Source organism: Pseudogracilibacillus auburnensis (genome assembly GCF_003201975.1).
Lineage (GTDB): Bacteria > Bacillota > Bacilli > Bacillales > Amphibacillaceae > Pseudogracilibacillus > Pseudogracilibacillus auburnensis.
On sequence record NZ_QJJQ01000016.1, the window covers coordinates 59,296 to 81,412 of the forward strand.

Here is a 22,117-nt window from a genome sequence, read left to right on the forward strand (position 1 = left end):
AAATATAATATTTTTACACATTTTGTGTTTGTAAAATAGCATTTTGTTTTTATTAACTTATTATTTTTTAAAAATAATGAAAAAAACTGTTACCAATCGTTATTTACCTTTCATTAAAATCAAAAACTCTAGCAAATAACGCTAGAGTTTTCTCAACTTTCATCCATAGTGTAGTGATGATTGTCATCAAAACCAAAGTATCCAGATTCGACTTCCAAAACGAATTACCCTAGATGTTTTTTCTTTCTAATCTTGGAAATATCCCAAAAAGCCCACTGACAATTAAATCAGTGAAACTTATTTTAAATTGAAATTTTATTACTAATTGGTCTATTCAGATTTCCTAATCTTAATCGAGAGTTTCTTTTAAGCACATCTCGTTCATATTCTTCTCTTTTGAAGAGCCATATTCCTCTGGTATATTTATGTGAGAAATTTTTCTTCCCTTACTGATTACTTTAGTCTTTTTTCGTATTTACAAAAGTAATTATCTTTCCAAACTAATCTCTCAAAATCCTCATCAAATCATAGTTACGATATTTCTTATTCCTTTTCGCCTCAGAATCAGTAAACAACAACTTCTTTTCTACTAGTTTGTTTAAGGAATTCCTAGCGGTGTTGGAAGAAATATTAAGTTTTTCTGATACCTTTTTTGCAGTTGTAAATGGGTCGGAGAAAGTATACAACCACACATTCTTTTCGGATTCCAACTTTAATTGTGATATGCCCGATTTAGCTAATTCATCTGCATTTTCTAACTTTGAATGAATGCGATCAGCCATTCTGTTACAAGCATTTAAAAAGAATAATATCCAATCCGCCCAATTCGGTTGGTTACCTCTAACACCATTTAACATATCGTAGTATCTTGCGCGTTCCTTCTCCAGTTCTTCACTAACAAAAAAGATTGGTTGAGAGATAATTTTGGATTGTATGAACGAAAGAACGATTAAAATTCTTCCAAGCCGACCATTACCATCTAAGAAAGGATGAATCGATTCAAATTGAGCATGAATAATTGCCGTTTTAATTAAAGGATTTGCATTTTCATCAAAGATATATTGATCATCTTTGATATGACTTTTACACAATGGTTGTTTATAAGGATGGTGGTTCGTAAAAAACTCTAGATTTTGCATATATTCATCGATCTTATCCGCTGAAATAGGGATATATGTCGCATCTTCTATACTGTTTGTAGGACCGATAAAATTTTGGACTTTGCGAAATTGTCCAGATGATTGCGTTGAGCCCCTACCGTCCTGCATTAATATTTCATGTAAATCTTTTATTAATCTAGAAGATATAGGATAACCATGACGAATTCGCTCATATCCTTCATAAAGTGCCCGACGATAATTATGAACTTCGATAATCTCCCAACGCTGATTGGTGCTATTTTGCTCCTCCACCATATCTGTAAACGTAACTTGAGTTCCTTCAATTCTTGTAGATTCTACCGATTCACTCAATAATAAAATTTGAACTAAAGCTTGATTCACGATGGAGTGATTAAATTTTTCTTCTAGACGTCCAAGCTTAAGATTTACTTGTGAAAGGATCTCCATTATTGTCAAAGCTTCGTTAACTGGTACCCCAATAGGAAGTTTTGACACTCCTTCTCTCGGCACTTTTAGACACCTTCTTTCTAAATAATTTAGTTAATTATACATTATACCCTTTTTTAACGCAAAAATTCGAGTAAACTTATTTATAATTTACTAGCACATAAAAGAATCTTTATATATTGTCTAGAACAATTTTCATTCTATAAATATCAATTTAAGCCTTGATGCTAAATTATATATTACCAGCACAAATATGTCCTCCTGCGCTAAATATTTTTCCAATTCATACAATAACATTCCCTATTTTACAATCAACTTCCACCTCAAGTATAAAATATCTATGATTATATCTTTGTTTAAGGAAAATTTTTCTACGAGAAGGCCGGAAGAAGTTATTCAACCGATTGTGAAAGAAGTCCGTGAGCATGTCGGTGCATAGTTTATCTCGTAGGAAACAAAGAAAGTATAAGGCATGCCCATCTGGAACCCGAGAAGAGAAGATTGGAAAAAAGATGGTCGGCGGAAATAATGATCGAGCAATCGTCCTATACATCAAAGGCACATGGAAGTATGGGGCCATCTTTAAGAAGAAAAGCGTCGGTATTCGATGATAACAGGGAGATAATTGGAATTGTGTCTGTCGGATTTATGATGAAAGATATTTGAGACTCTTTTTGAATCAAGTGTTGAAAGTGAGCGGAATTGCACTTTTCGTCTTACTACGCGGTCTTGTTGGTGGTGTTCTTTTAGCCCGAAATATTCGAAAAGAAACGTCTGGGTTAGAACCCCATCAGATTGCCTCGTTGTACCGTGATCGAAACGCCATACTTGCTCCTGTTAAACAAATAATTATTGCAATTGATAAAGATGGCACGATAACAATGATGAATGAATCAGCAAAAAAATTATTTAAGCTATTTAAGTATGATGAAAATCAAAAGATTGAAGAAGTAATTCCTTATACGAAAATGTATGACGTGTTAACGTCAGGTATGAAAGACGATAATGGCGTTGAATAATTTACTATTAATTGTAAATATAACTGCAATTAAAGATGATGACGGAGAAGTTGCTGGAGTAGTTGGCAGTTTCAGAGATAAAACTGAAATTAATGAGATGCTTGCAACCTTATCAGAGATACACAGATATTTAAAAGATTTACGAGCGCACACACTAATATACAAATCGCCTCTATGTCCTTTCTGACCTATTACAACTAGGATATTACGAGGAAGTAATTGATCTCATTTAACGTGAATCGGAGCTTCATGTCAGTCGAAATAAAGAGTTGCTTGGAATCTGTGAAGAACAAGCAAATTATGTCGTTTATGATAGAAGTGCAAATGAAACTGCGTAAATAGGAAAGTCTACATCCCTTTTACCAATTTCATTTACACTCTCATATTAAAATATCATTTTATACATGACCTAATTACAATTCCTAATAATAATTACACACTTTCTAACAATTAAAAAACTACAAACCCCGTTATGGTAAATTTGTAGTTTTATCTTGCATCTTATTATCTCGCTTCTGCAAATAACTTTTGAACATTATCAGCAAACTCGTCCGCAGATTTTTTAACAGTGCCTCTCATCAAAATGTCCCCCAAAGTAGCTAATCGACCTGTCATTTGTAAATCCATTTCATACAATATCTTTGTTTGATTAGCGTCGATTTCCTCGAGTTGAACGCTCATCCTCGATTTAAATAATCCTGCTAATTTCATAGGTTTACCAACCATTTCTACTTTCAACTCTTCGCCCTCTATCGCATCTTTTAAAACACCATTTGCTTTAAATTTGATTGTCATAAATTTCGTTTTCACAACCATATCTGCTTCATATTCTGTATCACTATGTGCGACTAGATCATTACAACCTGGTACACAACTTGCTAATTTTTCAACATCCATAAAAACTGTCCATACATCATCTTTTGCGGCATTTATTGTAAATGAGTCATTAATTTTCATGAAAATCTTTCCTCTCTTATGACTGAATAAATAATTGTTTCATACTTTTTTCGATTGTTTCATTTGAAGTTTCATTGTGATCTGTGCAATAACCAAAAGCTAAAATATTATCTACACTCGTTTTCCCTTCACTATCAGTTAAAATAAATTGTTTATCATTTAGCTCAATTCCAGTTCCTTTTAAATAAAATGTAGATGGTATAAAACCTTCGCTAAAAATTAAACTATCGCATTGGAAGGATTCAATTTCGTCATTATTCTTATCTTTTACTTCAATCTTTTCTAAAGAAGACTTGCCATACACTTTATGAAGTGCATAATCATTTGCTTCCACTGTAGTCACTTGAACTCCTTTATTCTCCAATAGCTTAGACAATGCACGTGATGTTTTGCTATTTTCATACACGACTACTTGATTACCTGGTAGAAAGCCTCTGTCTAATAACCCTAGAGCCATTGTTGGAGTCATCACACCAGCTGGTCTAGTCCCCCCGATTTTATGAGCTTCTCGAGGTTTCTCAAGTGCACCTGAACAAATAATTATTTTTTTAGCTTCGATATCGAATGTTCCAGTTTTAGTTTGAACATTGATTTCATGTTCTCCATCTCCAAATGCTTCAAACAGTCCTGTCACAGTAGCATTAGTCCATTTTTCATATGGTAGTTCTTTAAACTTCTTCATCCTATTCTTCTCTTCTTCAAATGCATCTTCTGCTAAAAGAGAATGATTGAAACCACCAAATTGATCGTTATAATCAACAATTAATACGCTTTCTAACCCCATCTTTTTTGCTTGTAAAGCGACCTCTACTCCAGTTAAGCCGGCACCAATGATGACAAGTTCATATTTCATTATTGATTTCCTCCTTTTAAAGCAATCGTTGAGTTTTGTAACCCTTTTAAAGGAAGCTCATCAATCAATTTATATTCATCAAGAATATCTATAATCTTTGGAATACAACAGTTCCCTTGACACTCACCTAATGTTGCACCAGTTCTTCTTTTCACACCGTCAATTGTCGTAGGTGGTACAGGACCCTCTAATGCATTCGTAATTTCACTTCTTGTTATTGTTCGACAGAGACAGATAATTTCGCCAACATTTTCTTCAGATTCATCGAATAAGTTAGGGATTTCTAATTTCGCATCTTCCTTTTTATTCAATGCTAAACCGACAAGCTCCAATTGTTCTGCAACTTCTTCTGCTATCCCTGGTGAAGCCGAGAGTCCTGTAGAACGGATTCCTGCAGCATGGATAAATTGTTTATTGATCTCTGATGGTCGAATGACATAATCTCCAGTGCTACAAACCGCACGAATGCCAGCAAATTGACGAATGCTATCATAATCTCTAACTCCAGGAATTAACTTTTCACAGCCATGTAAAACTTGTTCAATTCCTTCCTCACTTGTAGAGTTATCTTCCTTATCTTCTTGATCTTCTGCAGTTGGTCCTAGTAAAAATCCGCCAAATACGACTGGAGAAATTAATGTACCTTTCGATTTTGCAGTAGGTACTGGTAGTATTACTTGTGAAATATCTATTTCCTCTTCTGTTAAAATAAATTGCCCTTTTCTTGGAGAAATGGTGAAGCTGTCATCACCAATCATTCGACTAATATGGTCCGAGTAAACACCTGCTGCATTCACGATATAGTTTGTTTTAATTTCGCGACCATTTTCTAATATTATTTCAAACCCATCATCTGTGACCGTAATTTTTGTAACACCCGAACCTAAGAGAAGTTCTGCACCATTAATTACCGCTAATTCCGCGTAAGCACGTGTCGCAGTAAATGGGTCACAAATAGCTTCTCCTAGAATGGATAATGCGCCGACTACATTATCTGTCACAGCCGGATTCATTTCTAGCACTTCTTGCCGATCCATCCATTCAACTTCCACTTCATTTGCTTTTGCATTAGGTATATATTTCTTTTCAATGATTTCCTTTTCGTCTTCATCTGTAGCGACCATGATGGCACCACAAGGAATGTAAGGTATTTTTAATTGTTCCGTATAATCAGGCCATAAATCACGCGAACGTATTAAACATTTAGCTTCCAGGGAATTCGGTGGTGCATCGAAACCTGTATGAATAATTCCACTATTTGCTTTACTTGCTCCTTCACATACATCTGGTTGTTTTTCTATTAAAGCAATGGACAAATTATATAAAGATAGCTTTCTTAAAATCGCAGTTCCTACAACTCCACCGCCAATGACTACTACATCTTTTATCTCATTTTGCATCATTTGCTGCTCCTTTCAACATAAAAAGCGGGTAAAATTCCACAAACCCATTATATATTCAACAATAATCCATGTCAAGTTGTAATAAATCCACACAAAGTGGTCATTTTTTTAAAAAAGCATATAACATTCAACTCTACTGCATATAAAAAACATTCTACCCTTTACATTAAGAGTAGAATGCTTTTATTTTCCGTAGCCTATCACTTTAATTCCTTGCTCGATATATTCTTGGGCGATGTTACTTTTAAGTTTATCATTTGTGACTATCGTATCAATTTCATCAATAGAACATACATTTACTAGTGCTTTTATTCCAAATTTACTATGATCTGCGACTGCTATAATTTGTTTGCCTTTTTCAATCATTATTTTTCTAACTCGCGTTTCCTCTAAGTGATAGTCTGAAATCCCATTATCTTTTGTAATACCACCGACTCCGATGATTGTTTTATCAACATTAAATTCTCTCATAAATTGTTCAGAAATAAATCCTGATAGAGCTAATTCGTTTTGTCGTAATATTCCACCAGGTAAAATCACACGAAAAGTAGAAACATCTACTAATTCCTGGGCGATTGTCATACAATTCGTTATGATAGTCAGATTTTTTTTATCCTTCAGATAGCGTGCAACTTCTAATGTAGTTGTCCCTAAGTCTATCATTAATGTCTCGCCATCCGAAATCAGTTCAGCTGTTTTTTTTCCTATCATCGCTTTTTCTGCCGCATTTCTGGTTGATCTTGTATTATAAGAAGGTTCTGCAGAAGACTGACGATTTAGGACGGCACCACCATATACCCGTTTTAATTTTCCTTCTTGTTCTAAGAATTCTAAGTCTCTTCTGACGGTTTCGATTGAAACGTTGAACCTTTCACACAATTCTGGTACTTTTACAATTTGACTCACTTCTAACATTTCAAGAATGATTCTATATCTCTCTTGTGCTAACACATGAATCCCCTCCTTAAATCAACCTAATAATACTTTATTTTGTGGATTAAAACTGTCTAACAGAAGTAAAACAAACATTTCTTAGGTTTTCATCTTATTGCACATATGCATCATATCATATACTGGTTATTCTTTTCTTGTCCATTATATCTAATTTTTTTGCTGGACATACTTAATTAGCCCACACCTAGCTTTAAGATGTGGGCAAACGCTTAAATTGAATGATCTGTTTTAATCAAGCATATTTTTTCTATTCAACACCTAGCACTTCAACTTTCATTCCTTTTCCTTTTAAATGACTTATTACACTTTTTGGTGTCATTATGTCCGTAATTAAGACGTCTATCTCATGTATATCAGCAGATTTAAATATGGCTACTATATCAATTTTGGAATGATCCGCCAATGCAAAACTTTTTTGCGCATTTTTAATCATCATTCTTCGAAATTCAGATTCACCCAAATGAAAATCGGTAAAACCATTTTCCAAAGATAATCCACCTACACCAATGAATGCTTTATCAATGAAAATATCCTGTATACTTTTATTACTGATTGGGCCAGATAACGATAGTTCTTCTCCTCTTAATTCACCACCACTCAAAATAACTTTTATTTCTTTAATATTAGCTAATTCCATGGCAATCAGTAATGAATTTGTAATAACAGTTAAATTCTTTTTATGACTCAAATTTTTTGCCATCGATAATGTAGTTGTTCCTATATCTAGAAAAATCGCATCTCCATCTTCTACAAAATCAGCTGCTTTTTTTCCGATAATATCTTTTTCAACCACGCTAGTGCTATCTCTAGTGGAAAAGGAAGGTTCAATATTAGTTCTACTTAATAATGCCCCACCATGAACCTTTTTAATTAATCCTGCCTTATCTAATTCAGATAAGTCTCGGCGAACAGTTTGCCGCGTTACACCTAAGCTTTTAGATAACTCTGAAATCCGAACGGTATTTTCTTTTTCTAACTGTTCGAGTATTTTTTTATGTCGTTCTTGTTGTAACATATATATTCACCTAAATTCTTTATATATTTACCCATTTATGATCCATACAAACGAAGAACAATTAAATATGACTAATTCTTCTTTTGTGAATATATTTACATACTAAAAATTATATCATGTTTACAACGTTTCATCAGCTTCAATTGGCACCTAGCTTTTTCCATACACAAATTCATTCATTTCTTTATTTTCTAAACTTGAAAAAGGATACACATGCTTTGACAAACGCTTAAACGGTAACGATTTTAAATCAACACTTGCTGCACCTGGCGTATCTGTATCATAAATTTGATCCGTAAATTTACTATATGCTGCTCTAAATGAAGTACAAGCTTTCACCGTAATCAATTCATATAGTGTTGGTTCCATTCCAAATGCCCGAAATAATTGTGGGTCCCCATTTCCAAAAATATGATGGCAAACTAATACATCAATATTTCCTATGCGTAATACAGCGGAAGGCCCAATATTATTAATCATCCCACGTCCAGCAGGACCTTCCTGTACAAACGTACCATCATGTAATGATTTCACATAACACTCTACTTGTAGCGTCTCGTTCATTTCAGGAAGTTTGGTTCCACCAATAGAAAAAACCGCCTTATTTCCAACGCCTATTTCATGCGCAAGATCTGCCGCAGGCGCATCAACAATTGCAATTGCTGTTTTTACCTTCGAACCACTTTCTAGCATTTTTTTAACAACTGCGACACTATCACCCGTAGCCCCTGCATTCGTTGAATCTGCCGAGTCTACTAAGACAACTGGCTGGCTATTAGTATTCTTTTCTGCAATCTTAATTACTTGATCAATCGAATATAAATTTGGTTGAAAACTTTCACGAAGATTAAATAGTTTTCGAGCTAAAAATAAAGCATACTCTTCTGCTTTCGCTTCTTCTTTTGCTATTACGATGACGGATGAAGCACCATCTTCTACATCTAACCAAGGTTGCATTTGATAGATTGAAAAATCATCAATTTCTCTATTCTTCACAAGCAATTGACCCTCATTTATCAATGCAGCAAAAGGTCCCGACATAGTCGTATATGCACTTGCTGGTACAATCATTGGTATTTTCACTTGGACCATTTTAGGTTTGTTCACATCTAGTAAACAGGATAAACCTAATTTTCCAGTTCTATATCCTGTTTCAAAGTGATCGACATGTGGATACGTTTCATAGCCACAAATAATATTGGAATGCTCCATCATCTTCGTTGTGATATTTGCATGCATATCTGTCGAACAAGCTAGAATGGTTTCATTTCCAACAACACTACGAATAGCTTCAATGATATACCCTGAACAGTCTTCATGCTCTGTTGTTTCCGTTGCACCATGGAGTGAAATAAACACCGCATCAATCGATGCATGCTGATGAATAGCTTGAATCGACCTTTCAATAAATTCATCCACTACTTTCTGATCTACACGCCCACCACTCATCGTAAACATAGATATGCCAGGGATAATGTCAACATTCTTTTCTTGTAATGCTTTAAAAATGCCTCCTAAAGCACATGGTTTACCGATCAATTCGAATAGTTCCTCACCTATTGCAATACGACTTTGCTCAAAATAACTTCTTGTACACACATTTGGATTAAAGCTATTGGTCTCTTGGTGAAATTCTATTACAACTGCCTTCATAACTACTCTCCCTTTGTCATTTTCATTTTTTAGCTACGCATTTTTATCTTCAGAATCATTTAATGTATCGTAAATATCTTCTAATGACGGATATATTTTTTTAAATACATGGAAAAGCTTATCATATCTATTTTCATATGCTGCATTAAAATGAAAAACCTTTTCAATTTGTATTCGTTCAGTAGACTCATCGAAATTTTGACAAACCCCTAACCCAATCAGTGCACAATAAGCAGTTCCAATTGATCCTGCATGTCGGGGATTCTCTGGAACATGAACAGGGATTTTAAGAATATTTGCCATCATTTGCATCCAGATATCACTACTAGCGCCTCCACCTACGACACGAATCGAATCAATTGTATGTCCAGTCTCATTGATATAATGTTCAATCTTCCAACGTAACATATAACATATTCCCTCCATAATCGCGGCCATAAAATGTCTACGATCATGTTGATTCGTTATATTTAGAAAGACAGCTTTTGCATTTTTGGACAAAGGACTTAATTCACCATGAATCCACGGTGTTGCAATTAAATTTTCTGAACCTGGTGTGACATCTTCAATATCTTTTGTAATAAAATGATAAATATCGTCACCATACTTTTCTTTCTCCATCTTGTAAAATTGTTTAATTCCCCAATCAAATGTTAAACCTGCTGATTGAATCGCATAGATAGTTAATTCGTTATCTTTATCAAACGATTGATATAATTCTCCATCCTTGTTCTTACGATCTTTTGTTAGCGTACAAAACCAACCTGATGATCCAAGATAAATATGATTACTTCCCATACTGCTACATCCAGCACCGATTGCTACAGCAGGTATATCTCCACATCCCCCAAATACTGGCGTACCTTCAAGAAGTCCTAATTGTTTAGCCGCCTCGTTTGTTAGCTCTCCTACTTTTTCAGTTGGCAGGACGAGAGGAGGAAATTTATCTATATTTAAGTCAGCTGCTTCTAAGATTTTATTATAGTACGTTTGTAAACTTTCTTTTTTTGCATAAACTAAGTTATTGGTTAGATCAACCGCCTTTACTCCCGTTGCTTTAAACTTTAAATACGAATTCACTTCAAGAAATTGATCAGTTTTTTCATAAATGTCTGGTAAATTCTCTTTCACCCACATTAGCCTAGGCCAATATTCTTGTTGATGCATGACATCCGTATTTAATTTTCTATTCAATTTTTCTGCCTGCTCTTTGGCACGTCCATCAAGCCAAATAATATTATGATATAAAACGTTATCATCCTCATCTAAAGGAATGATACCTTTCCATTGTGTTCCAAATACAATTCCTTTCACCTGTTCTTTTTGTACTCCTAGTTGTTGGATCGCCTTTTTTGTCGTAATGCTAACGGCATCCCAATAATCTTCTGGATTTTGTTCCGCCCAACCAGCCTTCGGATTTAATAGAGGATAACTTTCTGTAGAAACACTGCATATTTCTCCTTGAAAATTTACCAATGTCGCTTTAACTGCACTTGTTCCACAGTCAAAAGATATGATATATGATTCATTCATCATTTCTGCCCCTTCCCATGATAAAAACGTTAACATGTCATCATAACTATAGTATACTATATCATTCGCTTTCAAAAAGTTTTATTTTGTTGCTTATTTTTACATTTTGTAATTTCAGTATTGCTAAAACTTACTTTATTGTCAAAGAAAATGTATCCTATAAAATCAATAATAACTTTCCTCGAAAAGCCCAATGATGCAAGTAATTATATCATTAACCATACTACATACATTCGTTAAGTTCCCTCCCAAAAATCAAATTATTTAAAAATTATATTGACAATCATTACTTTTACGATAAAATAAAGTTTATATTACGGAAAATAAAGATACAAAAAACAACATTTTGGAAAGGTGTGGAGATTGTACTTACTAATTCGCATTTAATGTAAGAGCTTTCATTTTTAGGTTACTATTTTTTTTAGACTGGAGTGGTTCATTTGGTTGAAAAGTATATTATGGTTGGTTTATTTTTAGCTATCTTAATTTTTATTTCTTATAAATCATATAAGAGGATAAAGAATTATAATGATTATAACTTGGCAGGTAGGAATACTAATTTACCGACACTAGTCGCTACGTTAGGTGCTGCAGAATTTAATACTGCAACTCTTATCGGAGGAGCTTCGGTTGCATATATGTACGGTACTGTTGGGATCTGGTATACATCCCTAATTTTCATTCCTGTTTTTGGCATTTATGCATTTACAGTCGCAAAAAGATATAGACGACTTAACATCAGTACGATTGCAGAATTTTTTGATGTACGATTTAAAGGAAAAAATTCGGAATTGACAAGAGCTTTAGCTAGTTTAGTTACGCTTAGCTTTACTTGGATAGCACCTGCAACTTATTTAGCAGGATTATCTGTAATAGGAACTGTCTTATTAGGAATCGATCCACTATGGATGGTGATAGGTATAACGATTATTTGTTTAATCTTAAGTTTAGCTGGTGGACTCTTAACCGCTATATCTTTTGATGTTGTAGCTTATATTATGATTCTAATATTTATTCCTGTCTTGCTATTTGTTGGTTGGAACGTGTCTGGTGGAATTAGTTCATTATCAACAGTATATGAGGCGAAGTTTTTATCTTTTAAACCTATCTGGGATCTTGAGAATTATGGATTTGCTGCTATATTAACTTGGGCATTACAAAATATTCTCTTATACATTGCAGCCCCTTGGTATGGCCAAAGAATATTTTCTGCCAAAAATGAGAAAATTGCTTATAAAGCGATGCTAATCAATACAGTATTAATTGTTGTACTTTATGGGTGTGTAGCATTAACCACTATGTTTACTAGAGCAGTTTTGCCAGATCTAGATAGTGCCGAATATGCTCTCCCTACATTGGTATTAAATTATTTACCGTCCATTTTACAAGGTTTCTTACTTGTAACACTTCTTTTAGTTGGAATAAGCACAATGATAGCTATTTGGAATTCAGCTGTATCCATTGTAATCAATGATATTGTAAAAAGGTATTTTGCTAAGAACAAAACGGACAAGTACTATATCAATGCTAGTAGAATCGTATTTATTATCCTTGGAATTTCCACACTAGTATTTGCATTAACATTTGTCGGTAATATATTATTAGCTCTTACTTATATTTCTGTCTATACTGCTCTCTTAGCTTTCCCGATTTTGGCAGGATTCTTTTGGAAAAGATTTAATACACAAGCGGCTTTATATTCTTTAGTCGTCGGTGTCATTTATGTAACGATTGCCTTGTTAAATAATTTCCCATATCATTTAATCAGTCCAATTGGCGTATTACTAAGTATCATTACTGGGGTACTAGTTACATTCTTAACTAAAACAGAAGAAAACTCAGAATATGTAAAAGCATTCTACAAAATGGTTGAAAATAAAGTAGATGATTCTGACTCTAATTTAGGGTCTACTGAATAAACAGAAATCCCATCTAAATCAATAGTTTGTACACGTTTTACTCGATATAAAGTGCAAGGGTTTTGACTGTTTTACCAAAAAACCTTTGCACATGTAATGAACTAATCTAGTTGTCTGGAGCGAAAGTGACTGACTCCAGCGGGAAAAGCTCGAGTCTGAAGACCCCGAAGGAAGTGGTTTTCTTCCGAGGAGGCTGAAGCCGTGCCCGCGGAAAGCATGTCACATTTCGCGGAAGACAACGGTGAGATGGAAAGTAATTTAGTTGTTCAGCAGACCCTAATTTAAGTAATAATTAAGATAAATATCATGACAAGTTTATCTAATTGTAGCTAAAACATAAAAATTCCTGAATCAAAAAGTTCGTAAACTTTTCATTCAGGAATTTTTGGTTTGATAAACGTCTGAAAACTTCTTTCGCTAGAAATGTCTCGTATCTACTAAAAAAGTACTGGAATAGATGGTGAACATATAGTGTTTATCCTAATTTCACCCTTTGCACAGTCTAATGTAGCTATTTTTGTTAAACCAATTATGTATATTGAGATCCTACAAAAGCTCCTAGTCCTTATGAATCTTGTGATTTGTTGAAAATGAATTCACTAAGGGTTGCTGAACAATAAAAAGGCAAAGATAAACTCATGCATAATCTTAGGATATGAATCTATAAATTAGTATCAAAATAAATTAGTGCATTAGCTAGAGCGTGGACTCCTTTAGCAACTTGTCTATATTCAGTCCACTCTTCTGGACAATGGCTTTTCCCATTTTTACTTGGAACAAAAATCATTCCAACAGGAGCAATTTTTGCAATTTGGTTGGCATCATGGCCCGCTCCACTCGGTAAATCGATAGTTTTCCCTATCACTTTACAAGACTCCCTAATACCATGTAAAATATTAAAGTTTATTTTAACAGGATCAGAATAAGATAATTCTTGAATTTCTATATGAATATCTCTCTTATTTTTGATACTTTGTATATGTTCTTTAATAAATTGAACCATTTGATCTAATACATCATCACTAATTGATCTCAATTCAAATTCCAATATTATTTCCCCGGGTATAATATTGGAGCCATTTGGTTTGGAGAAAATACGTCCTACTGTACCAACGGCAGGTTCTTCATAATTTTGATTGGCCACTTTTTCTATAGATAGAATTACTTCTGATGCAGCTGAAAGAGCATCATATCTCATATTCATTGGTGTTGTCCCCGCATGATTCGGTTGCCCTTTAATGACAACTTTATAACGGCGGATGCCAACAATTCCAGTAACAGCCCCTATATCATTTTCTGTTTTATCTAAGACAGGTCCCTGCTCAATATGTAGCTCCATATATAAAGAGAGATCGCCTTTCTGGAGAGCTTCATTCTGAATATTTTCCGGTCTGCCTCCTATCATTGAAATCCCTTTTTCAAGCTTTAATCCTTCCAAATTATCTCTAGATAATTGTTCTTCCGTTAACATACCAACCATACCACGACTTCCAATTGTAGAAATTCCAAATTCACTTGCTTCTTCAGCCGTAAAATCTACAATTAGTAATGTATGGTTCAACTCGATATCTAGTTCATTTAATTGACGGACAATTTCAATTCCTGCTAACACTCCTATAATTCCATCAAACCGTCCGCCGCCTATTACAGAGTCCGTGTGAGAACCTATCATAATAGGTGCTAAGCTCGGAACTTTTCCTGTACGTTTACCAATTAAATTGGAGGCAGCATCTATATAAACTTCTAAACCTAACGTTTCCATTTCCCTATACAACCATCCTCTACTTTCTTTATAATATTTAGTGAATGGTCTTCGAGTATATCCTGGATAGCTTTTATCAATCATTTTAGATAAAGTGGCTATATCATCTTTTAATCTTTCTTCGTTTATATTAAAAAGCAATTCGAAAGTCCTTCCTTTCTTTCAGTCAGTTTTGTAAAATGCATATAAAATTATTATTTTTTCACAATAAAAAGTATAAATATCCTCTTCTTCAATCAAACTTTGCATGAACAAATTCTCCAACACCTTTATTAACTGCTATTTCACCATTGTAAACTTCTTGTCCTCTTACAAATGTATTCAATATTTTTCCATTAACTTCTTTACTATTGTAAGGACTCCATTCGGAACTTGTATGCATTTTTGATTCATCGATTTCCCAAGTAATATTGGGATCTATAATAATAAAATCAGCATCATAACCAACCTGAATTTTGCCTTTACGATGCCCGAGACCAAATCTCTTAGCTGGATTTTCAGATAATAACTTTGCTAGTTGCTGAATCGTTATTCTATTTTTATGAACTCCCTCACTGTATAACAAATGAAAGAGCACTTCTACCCCTGGAGCACCAGAAGAATTATCAAAAATATTTTCATTTTGTTTCTGTTCTAGCAGCCATGGTGCATGGTCGGAAGTAACCATATCGATTTTTCCTTGCGATAATTGGTTCCATAATCCTTCTTTATCCTTTTCAGTGCGTAAAGGTGGATTAATTTTCCCTTTCGCCTTTAAAACTTTCATATCCTCTTCTGATAATGTTAAATAATGTGTACACGTCTCAGCTGTTACATCTAGATTATTTTCCTTATAATATTCGATTAATTCGAAAACCCTTGGAAAAGTACAATGATACAAATGTAGTTTTACTCTAGAATAATGAGCTAGCTCCAACACTGTTAATACAGCTGTTGATTCCGCTACTTTTGGTCTACTTTTACAATGTGATAATGGGTCATTCCCATTCGCTATATTTTTCTCGATAAATTTAGTAACTATTGAATCTGTTTCTGCATGAACTCCAACTGGTCTTCCCGTATCGCGAATCTTATGAAAAGCGTTAAATAACTCTCCTTCTTCAATCTTCGGAAAACGAACAGGATGAGTGTTGAATAAAGATACTTTAAATCCACAAGCTCCCGCTTCAGCTAATAACGGAACTTGATCTAATCCATTTTTTGGAGCGATTGTAGCTAACATTGCCACATCAACATATGTTTCGTTTTCAATGAGGTTTTTCTTCGCTTCAAATAATTCACTTGTACAAATTAATTTATCTGCATCATAAGGCATTTCTATTATCGTTGTTACACCACCAGCTGCTGCAGAACGTGTTGCATTACCAAACCCTTCTTCGATCGAACTATAGCAATGTACATGTGCATCAATGACCCCCGGAAAAATGATTTTGTCGGTAGCATCAATAAATTTAGAAGCTTTTAATTCTTCACTTGTTGGTTTAATACTCGAAATAGCTGAGACCTTGCCTTCTTTAATCGTTAAATATGAGTTGTATAAAATGTCATCCGTTAAAATTAAATTTCCTTTTACAATCAAATCTTTATCCATAACCATCATCCCTTGTATAGTTTAGAAATTTTAACTTTTATATACCTCCCATTTAATTGAATAGTTAACTTGTTAACCTCCATAATTCACCAATATAACTTTGTTTACAATTTTTTTTGGCAACAATTCGATCATATTAATCGATTCATGCTTCAAAAACCTAGTTTTGCGAACATTATTATCGAACCTATGATTACACAGAGTCTGGTTTTACTATTTTCATCATTCTGCCAATTATATTGATAAGAGTGTGAATAAACATAGATGCCGAACCAACTAAAATAGACATATAAGGAAAAGCCATTGATATTTGTAAAACTGGAGTTTTCGTAGATTTTACTTGTCCAACTAAATCTATACTTTTAATCATTAAAATGTATAAGAAAACTAAAATAATCGTATCGATTACAATAATAATAAACTCTCGATATTTCACTGGTATTAAATCTCTAAATACTGTTATAGCTAGATGTTCATCCTTAGCTGAGGTTAAACTCGCACCTAAGAAAATTAACCATGTAAATAAATATCTCGCTAGTTCTTCTGCCCAAGGTATTGGGATATGGAGTACATATCGATAGAGTACTTGGATTATTACTAATAAAAGCATCACCATGAACATGAGCACTAATACTTTTGATGTGATATATTCAATACCTTTCTTAATAGCATTTAAATATTTCATTCATTACCCACCCTTCCAAATTGTAAGAAATAAACATCTACATTATCCTATATTGAATAATCTAGGTAACCACAACGTTAGTTCAGGAATATAAGTAATTATGAGCAGGACGATAACTGCAATAATTATTTGCGGGTATATTCGTTTCATAATTCCTCCGATACTTGTGTTGGCAACAGCTGTCATTACAAATAGCGATAAACCAAGTGGCGGAGTTACCATACCAATTGTAAGTGCAAATAACATGACGATTCCAAAATGTAAAGGGTCTACCCCTAAACTAATAATGATAGGGAAAAGTATCGGTGTTAACATGATGATTGCAACCGCGATTTCCATAAATAAACCAACTATTAAAAATAGAACAATAATTAACAACAAAATTATATGAGGATTTTCCGATAAATTTAACAGCCAATTTGCTATTAATTGTGGAATTTGATTAATAGTAATCGTCCATCCTAAAACATTTGACGTACCTAAAATGATGTTAATAGCACCAGTTAGGATTCCTGCCTTTAAAAACATATTTGGTAAATCTTTCATTCTTAATGTTTTCATATAAAACATTCCAACTAGTATTCCATATAGACAAGCGATAGCTGCTGATTCAGTAGCTGTAAAAACTCCACTTAAAATACCACCTATAATTATTAAAGGCATTAAAATAGCTGGGATAGAATTTTTCAGTATCGTAACAACTTCTAGTTTGTTATATCTAGTATTATCAATAGGGAAGTTTCTTCTTTTACCAATAAAAAAAATGTACAACCCTAATCCCAATGCAAATAAAATTCCTGGAACATACCCCGCGATGAAAAGAGCTCCAATTGACAATTGAGCCGAAACACCGAGTATAACTGCTGAAGTACTAGGAGGAATGATAGGCCCTAGAATAGAAGCAGAAGCCGTTAAAGCAGCTGATGTGTCCTTATCGTATCCCTCTTTTTCCATTGCCGGAACCATAATTGAACCGATCGCCGCTGCTGTAGCAGAAGCAGATCCAGAAATACTAGCAAATATAGCGGATGAGGCTATGTTTGTATAGGCTAGTCCACCACGAAAACGACCAATTAACATTTTACATAAATCAATAATCCCTTTTGTAATACCACTATGATTCATTATTTCACTAGCTAAAATAAAAAGTGGTAAAGCCATTAAAGGAAAACTATCGAGCGATGTCCACATTTTTTGAGGCAAAGCTGTTAAAGGAACTGTACCAATAGCAATGAGCGAAAGTAATCCAGTAATACCTAAAACATACGCTACAGGCATTCCAGCAAATAAAATAACAACAAAAAGTATTATTATTAAATAAGGATCCACTTATTTGCAACTCCTTCCTTTTTGGGTATTAGCAAACTTATCTTATAACAAAGATTTAATGACAAAATCCTTCGTTGCAATGAACGTCACATACCATGTTTTATACTTCTTTCTGTTTAGAAAACTAGGATTATCGCCAAATTTTAATGGTGAAAGTCTTAGTTGCATTTATGTAGTAAAAAAGTTTTTTCTTTCTTACCTCCTAAACAATTTTTTGGGGGAATTTAATCCCCCAAACTCTACCTTCCCTTTATTCGAATAAATCTCTACCAAGTTCTTCGGAAACAGCTTTAGCAAAATCTTCTCCAATTTCGCTATGAAACTGGTCGTAAACTGGTTTAGCTTTTTCTTTTAATTTTTCTAATTCGGTATCTGACAATTCGTTAACTACGACACCTTCATCTGCAATAAATTCTCTCATTTTATCTTCTTCTTCCCTGTTTAGTTCACGCTGGAATTTCGCAGCTTCGATAGCACTTTCTGTAATAATTTGTTGTTGTTCTTCTGTTAAGCTTTGGTAAAAGTCTTCATTTATAATTGTCATATCCAATAAAAAGAATATTCCAGGGGTTGTTAAATACGACTGTACTTCATAAAACTTTGAATGATACGTATTAGAATTAGAGTTTTCTTGCGCATCAATAACTCCAGATTGTAACGACGAATAAACTTCTGGGAATGGAATGGACGTTGGTGACATTCCGAGTGCTTCAAACCCTGCGATATGAACAGGAGTTTCTAAAGCCCTGATTTTAATTCCTTCTAAATCTTCGGCAGTTTTTATTTCTTTTTTACCTGTTGTAATATCTCTAAATCCTGCTTCGGGAAAAGATAATACTCGAATATTCGTCCCTTCAATCACATCGGATAATTGCTTACCAATTGATCCTTCAATAATTTTATCTACCTCTTCATAGCTATCGAAAATAAATGGTAAATCAAAAATTCTAAATTTCGGATCATAGTTCCCTAATATCATTGAACCATTTAATGCCATTTGGATTGTACCAGTGTCTACACTCTCAGCTAATTCACGGTCACCACCAAGAGTTCCCCCATGGTGCACTTCTACTACAATTTGTCCATTTGTTTTTTCCTCAACTAACTCTTTGAACTGCATATAAGATTGATGCATTGGATGAGTCTCAGCATTTGGATGTCCTAAAATGATTGTTTTTGCTTCTCCATCAGCATTAGATTGTTCATTTCCATCATTACTCGTTCCATTACTTTCATTTCCATCACCAGAACTACAGCCCATCACAAATAAAACAGCTAATAATAATACGGCACTTAATTTTAATAATGATTTCAATTTATACACCCCCAAATTATTTTAAAATAGAGATATTCTTCCTATTAATAATAGATTTCGTTACTTTTAAAATAAACCTTCTTTAATTCATCAAAAATTAATTCAGCCTGCTTATAGGATAAGTTTCTTTCTTCGAAAACTTTTGACATTACTCCTTTGACTTCTTCTAAAACCTCTTCTTCATCAAAGGTTTTAATTATCTTATCTTCCATCACAACTTCTCCATTAATAAGTACCGTTTTAACAGAAGATCCATTTTCACAAAATACTACTTGATTCACATAATTATTGTTAGGAATAAAACGATGATTTTCTGTTTCTAAGATAATAAGATCCGCTTTTTTATTCACCTCAATTGTGCCAAGCTCATCTTCTTTTAAAGCACATTCTGCACCACCAATCGTTGCCATTTTCAATGCATCCTGTGCACCAATCCACTTATCATAATGATGATCTTGCACCTTATGAATCAAGCCTGTTATTTTCATAAGTTCAAACATATTGAGAGAATCGTTGGAACTAGTATTATCAGTTCCTAGTCCAACAGAAATACCATTATCGAGAAAGCTTTTAATTGGAGCGATGCCACTGCCAAGTTTTAAGTTACTTGTCGGATTATGAAGTACTTTCGAGTTATGCTCTTTCATTAATTCAATATCATGATCCGAAACCCATACGGAATGAACTAAATTTAAATTAGGATAGAGTAAATGATGTTCATTCAAGTATTCAACCATCGTCATATTATAAAATTCTTTTGCTGTTACTTCTTGCACTTTCGTTTCTAATACATGAGAAATAACAGGTAAATTATACTTTTCTGACAAGTTTTTCAGACCTGCCATCAATTCTATAGAACAACGTTGTGGTCCAGACGGTGCTAAAGCATATGTTTGAACCGCACCTTGCTTATTGTATTTGTGAATATTCTGCTCCACATAAGCTAACATTTCATTTTCTGAAGCATAATTGATTGTTAACTTTTCTTTTAATTCTTCATTTAGATATTCATCTAAGAATGGAATTGTTTTATATAACGGCTTATTTATTAAATGAGAAGTAATTGCTGCACGTATTCCCGCTTTTTCATATCCTTTAAAAATCATATCAAGATTTTTTTCGTCTAAAGCGGGAAATTGTACGACGTCGTCTATTACAGATGTCGTACCAGTTCTAATCATTTCAATACTGCCAAGCAAAGTTCGTAAATATATTTCGTCAGGAGTATGATTGAAACCTGAAAAAATTGGTCTTAAATATAAAACCCATAATTCTAATGGAAGATTATCAAAACCACCTTTATTAAAATGATCACTTGAGTGAAGGTGAGCATTTACTAAACCTGGCATTACAATACAACTTTTTGCATCTATCACTTTATCAAATGCTTGATTGTGTATCTCATTTTTATCGAAAATGCCAGTAATAATATCATTTTCAATTACAATGTCTTTATCTTCGAAAATAATTTCATCTTGTTTATTTTGTTGGATTCTACCGTTTTTAATCATTATTTTCATTGAATACTGACACTCCTTATAACTCAGATTTTGTAACCGCTTTCTAAGAAAGCAATAAAAACCTCTTCGTACAAATAATTAACTGTAATTTTCTAACCAATGTTTTGCTATATCCAATCTTCGACCAATCCATACATCTTCTTTTTCTTTAGCGTAAATTAAAAATTCTTTTAAAGCAGAGATTCTCGATGGTTGTCCAATAATTCTCGGGTGAAGACCCACTGACATAATCTTCGGATGGGTTTCGCCTTCCTCTATTAAATAATCGAGAGTTCTTTTCAGAGAATCAAAAAAATCAGTAGGACCTCCATAACCTTGTGGACGTACGAATTTTCCATCATTTAACGTTTGAGAGTATGGAACGACTAGATGTTTTTTCCCCAATACATTCGTAAAATATGGGATTTCATCATTGTAGGCATCCGCATCATACAGAAACCCACCATGTTCTACTAATAATTCTCGTGTATGTACAGATGGACCATATCTACAATACCAACCTTTAGGAGCTTCTCCACATGTTTTCTCAATTGATTTAACAGCCCACTCAATTCTTTGCTTTTCTTGCTCTCTCGTCAAGTTCCAGACTTTTTCCCACCTCCAACCATGAGCACATACATCATGTCCAGCCTCTCGAATCCATGCTCCTACCTCCGGGTTTCTTTCTAGTGCTACTGCACATCCAAATACAGTTATAGGAATTTTCAACTCATCAAAAAGCCGTTGCAATCGCCATATCCCAACTCTACTACCATATTCAAAGACTGATTCAACCGCTAAATCTCGCATATTATTAGGCATCAACGGGTTAAACTCAACAAAAGTTTCGTTTTCCTGATCTCCTAACGGCTTCATTTGCTCGGAACCTTCTTCATAATTTACGACAATATTAATAACTGCTTTTGCATTTTTGGGCCATTTAGCTTGAACCCCATCTTTTCCATAACCGATATAATCTCTTTTAGGACCGGGAACATTCATATCTCTTAATACTTCCATCTAGACTTTCACCGCCTTTTATCATAAAATGATAATTAGTAA

18 protein-coding genes are annotated in these 22,117 nt (G+C 33.9%); 3 read left to right on the top strand and 15 right to left on the bottom strand.

Annotation, left to right across the window (positions count from 1 at the left end; genetic code table 11):
• Positions 1-500: 500 nt before the first annotated feature.
• Positions 501-1,631, bottom strand: coding sequence for a Fic family protein (locus tag DFR56_RS18310; RefSeq protein WP_110396898.1), 1,131 nt, complete (start codon positions 1,629-1,631; stop codon positions 501-503).
• Positions 1,632-2,003: 372 nt separating this feature from the next.
• Between DFR56_RS18310 and DFR56_RS18315 the strand changes: the two genes are divergently transcribed.
• Both DFR56_RS18315 and DFR56_RS18320 read left to right on the top strand, forming a co-directional pair.
• A complete protein-coding gene (locus DFR56_RS18315) occupies positions 2,004-2,234 on the top strand; it encodes a hypothetical protein (protein ID WP_110396899.1) in 231 nt (76 codons plus the stop codon).
• Between the two features lie 8 nt (positions 2,235-2,242).
• Positions 2,243-2,587 (top strand): hypothetical protein, encoded by a 345-nt coding sequence (locus DFR56_RS18320; RefSeq protein ID WP_146214329.1) that lies wholly within the window; start codon positions 2,243-2,245, stop codon positions 2,585-2,587.
• A gap of 504 nt (positions 2,588-3,091) precedes the next feature.
• On the opposite strand, the gene DFR56_RS18330 is transcribed toward DFR56_RS18320, so the two are convergent.
• From DFR56_RS18330 to DFR56_RS18360, 7 genes are all read right to left on the bottom strand, one after another.
• On the bottom strand, positions 3,092-3,544 hold the full coding sequence (locus DFR56_RS18330) for an SRPBCC family protein (protein ID WP_110396902.1): 453 nt from the start codon (positions 3,542-3,544) through the stop codon (positions 3,092-3,094).
• Positions 3,545-3,560: 16 nt separating this feature from the next.
• Positions 3,561-4,397, bottom strand: coding sequence for an NAD(P)/FAD-dependent oxidoreductase (locus DFR56_RS18335; protein WP_110396903.1), 837 nt, complete (start codon positions 4,395-4,397; stop codon positions 3,561-3,563).
• On the bottom strand, positions 4,397-5,797 hold the full coding sequence (locus tag DFR56_RS18340) for an NAD(P)/FAD-dependent oxidoreductase (protein WP_110396904.1): 1,401 nt from the start codon (positions 5,795-5,797) through the stop codon (positions 4,397-4,399). Before DFR56_RS18340 ends, DFR56_RS18335 begins: the two co-directional genes overlap by 1 nt.
• A gap of 186 nt (positions 5,798-5,983) precedes the next feature.
• Positions 5,984-6,751, bottom strand: coding sequence for a DeoR/GlpR family DNA-binding transcription regulator (locus DFR56_RS18345; protein WP_110396905.1), 768 nt, complete (start codon positions 6,749-6,751; stop codon positions 5,984-5,986).
• Positions 6,752-7,001: 250 nt separating this feature from the next.
• Positions 7,002-7,769, bottom strand: coding sequence for a DeoR/GlpR family DNA-binding transcription regulator (locus DFR56_RS18350; RefSeq protein ID WP_110396906.1), 768 nt, complete (start codon positions 7,767-7,769; stop codon positions 7,002-7,004).
• Positions 7,770-7,919: 150 nt separating this feature from the next.
• Positions 7,920-9,422, bottom strand: a complete 1,503-nt coding sequence (locus tag DFR56_RS18355; RefSeq protein ID WP_110396907.1) for a M81 family metallopeptidase — start codon at positions 9,420-9,422, stop codon at positions 7,920-7,922.
• 33 nt (positions 9,423-9,455) lie between these two features.
• Positions 9,456-10,955, bottom strand: coding sequence for a xylulokinase (locus tag DFR56_RS18360; RefSeq protein WP_211320653.1), 1,500 nt, complete (start codon positions 10,953-10,955; stop codon positions 9,456-9,458).
• A 440-nt stretch (positions 10,956-11,395) separates the two neighbouring features.
• On the opposite strand from DFR56_RS18360, the gene DFR56_RS18365 reads away from it, so the two are divergent.
• Positions 11,396-12,874 (top strand): sodium:solute symporter family protein, encoded by a 1,479-nt coding sequence (locus tag DFR56_RS18365; RefSeq protein WP_110396909.1) that lies wholly within the window; start codon positions 11,396-11,398, stop codon positions 12,872-12,874.
• 661 nt (positions 12,875-13,535) lie between these two features.
• On the opposite strand, the gene DFR56_RS18370 is transcribed toward DFR56_RS18365, so the two are convergent.
• From DFR56_RS18370 to DFR56_RS18400, 7 genes are all read right to left on the bottom strand, one after another.
• Positions 13,536-14,777, bottom strand: coding sequence for a Zn-dependent hydrolase (locus DFR56_RS18370; RefSeq protein ID WP_110396910.1), 1,242 nt, complete (start codon positions 14,775-14,777; stop codon positions 13,536-13,538).
• Positions 14,778-14,868: 91 nt separating this feature from the next.
• Positions 14,869-16,227: a dihydroorotase gene (locus tag DFR56_RS18375; RefSeq protein ID WP_242694510.1), complete on the bottom strand. Its 1,359-nt coding sequence runs from the start codon at positions 16,225-16,227 to the stop codon at positions 14,869-14,871.
• Between the two features lie 193 nt (positions 16,228-16,420).
• Entirely contained in the window at positions 16,421-16,912 is a 492-nt protein-coding gene (locus DFR56_RS18380; protein WP_110396912.1) for a TRAP transporter small permease, read from the bottom strand.
• Positions 16,913-16,954: 42 nt separating this feature from the next.
• Positions 16,955-18,241: a TRAP transporter large permease gene (locus tag DFR56_RS18385; RefSeq protein WP_110396913.1), complete on the bottom strand. Its 1,287-nt coding sequence runs from the start codon at positions 18,239-18,241 to the stop codon at positions 16,955-16,957.
• A gap of 250 nt (positions 18,242-18,491) precedes the next feature.
• A complete protein-coding gene (locus DFR56_RS18390; protein WP_110396914.1) occupies positions 18,492-19,556 on the bottom strand; it encodes a TRAP transporter substrate-binding protein in 1,065 nt (354 codons plus the stop codon).
• Positions 19,557-19,600: 44 nt separating this feature from the next.
• Positions 19,601-21,076: an amidohydrolase family protein gene (locus tag DFR56_RS18395; protein WP_110396915.1), complete on the bottom strand. Its 1,476-nt coding sequence runs from the start codon at positions 21,074-21,076 to the stop codon at positions 19,601-19,603.
• Between the two features lie 78 nt (positions 21,077-21,154).
• Positions 21,155-22,075, bottom strand: a complete 921-nt coding sequence (locus DFR56_RS18400; RefSeq protein ID WP_110396916.1) for a polysaccharide deacetylase family protein — start codon at positions 22,073-22,075, stop codon at positions 21,155-21,157.
• Positions 22,076-22,117: the final 42 nt, after the last annotated feature.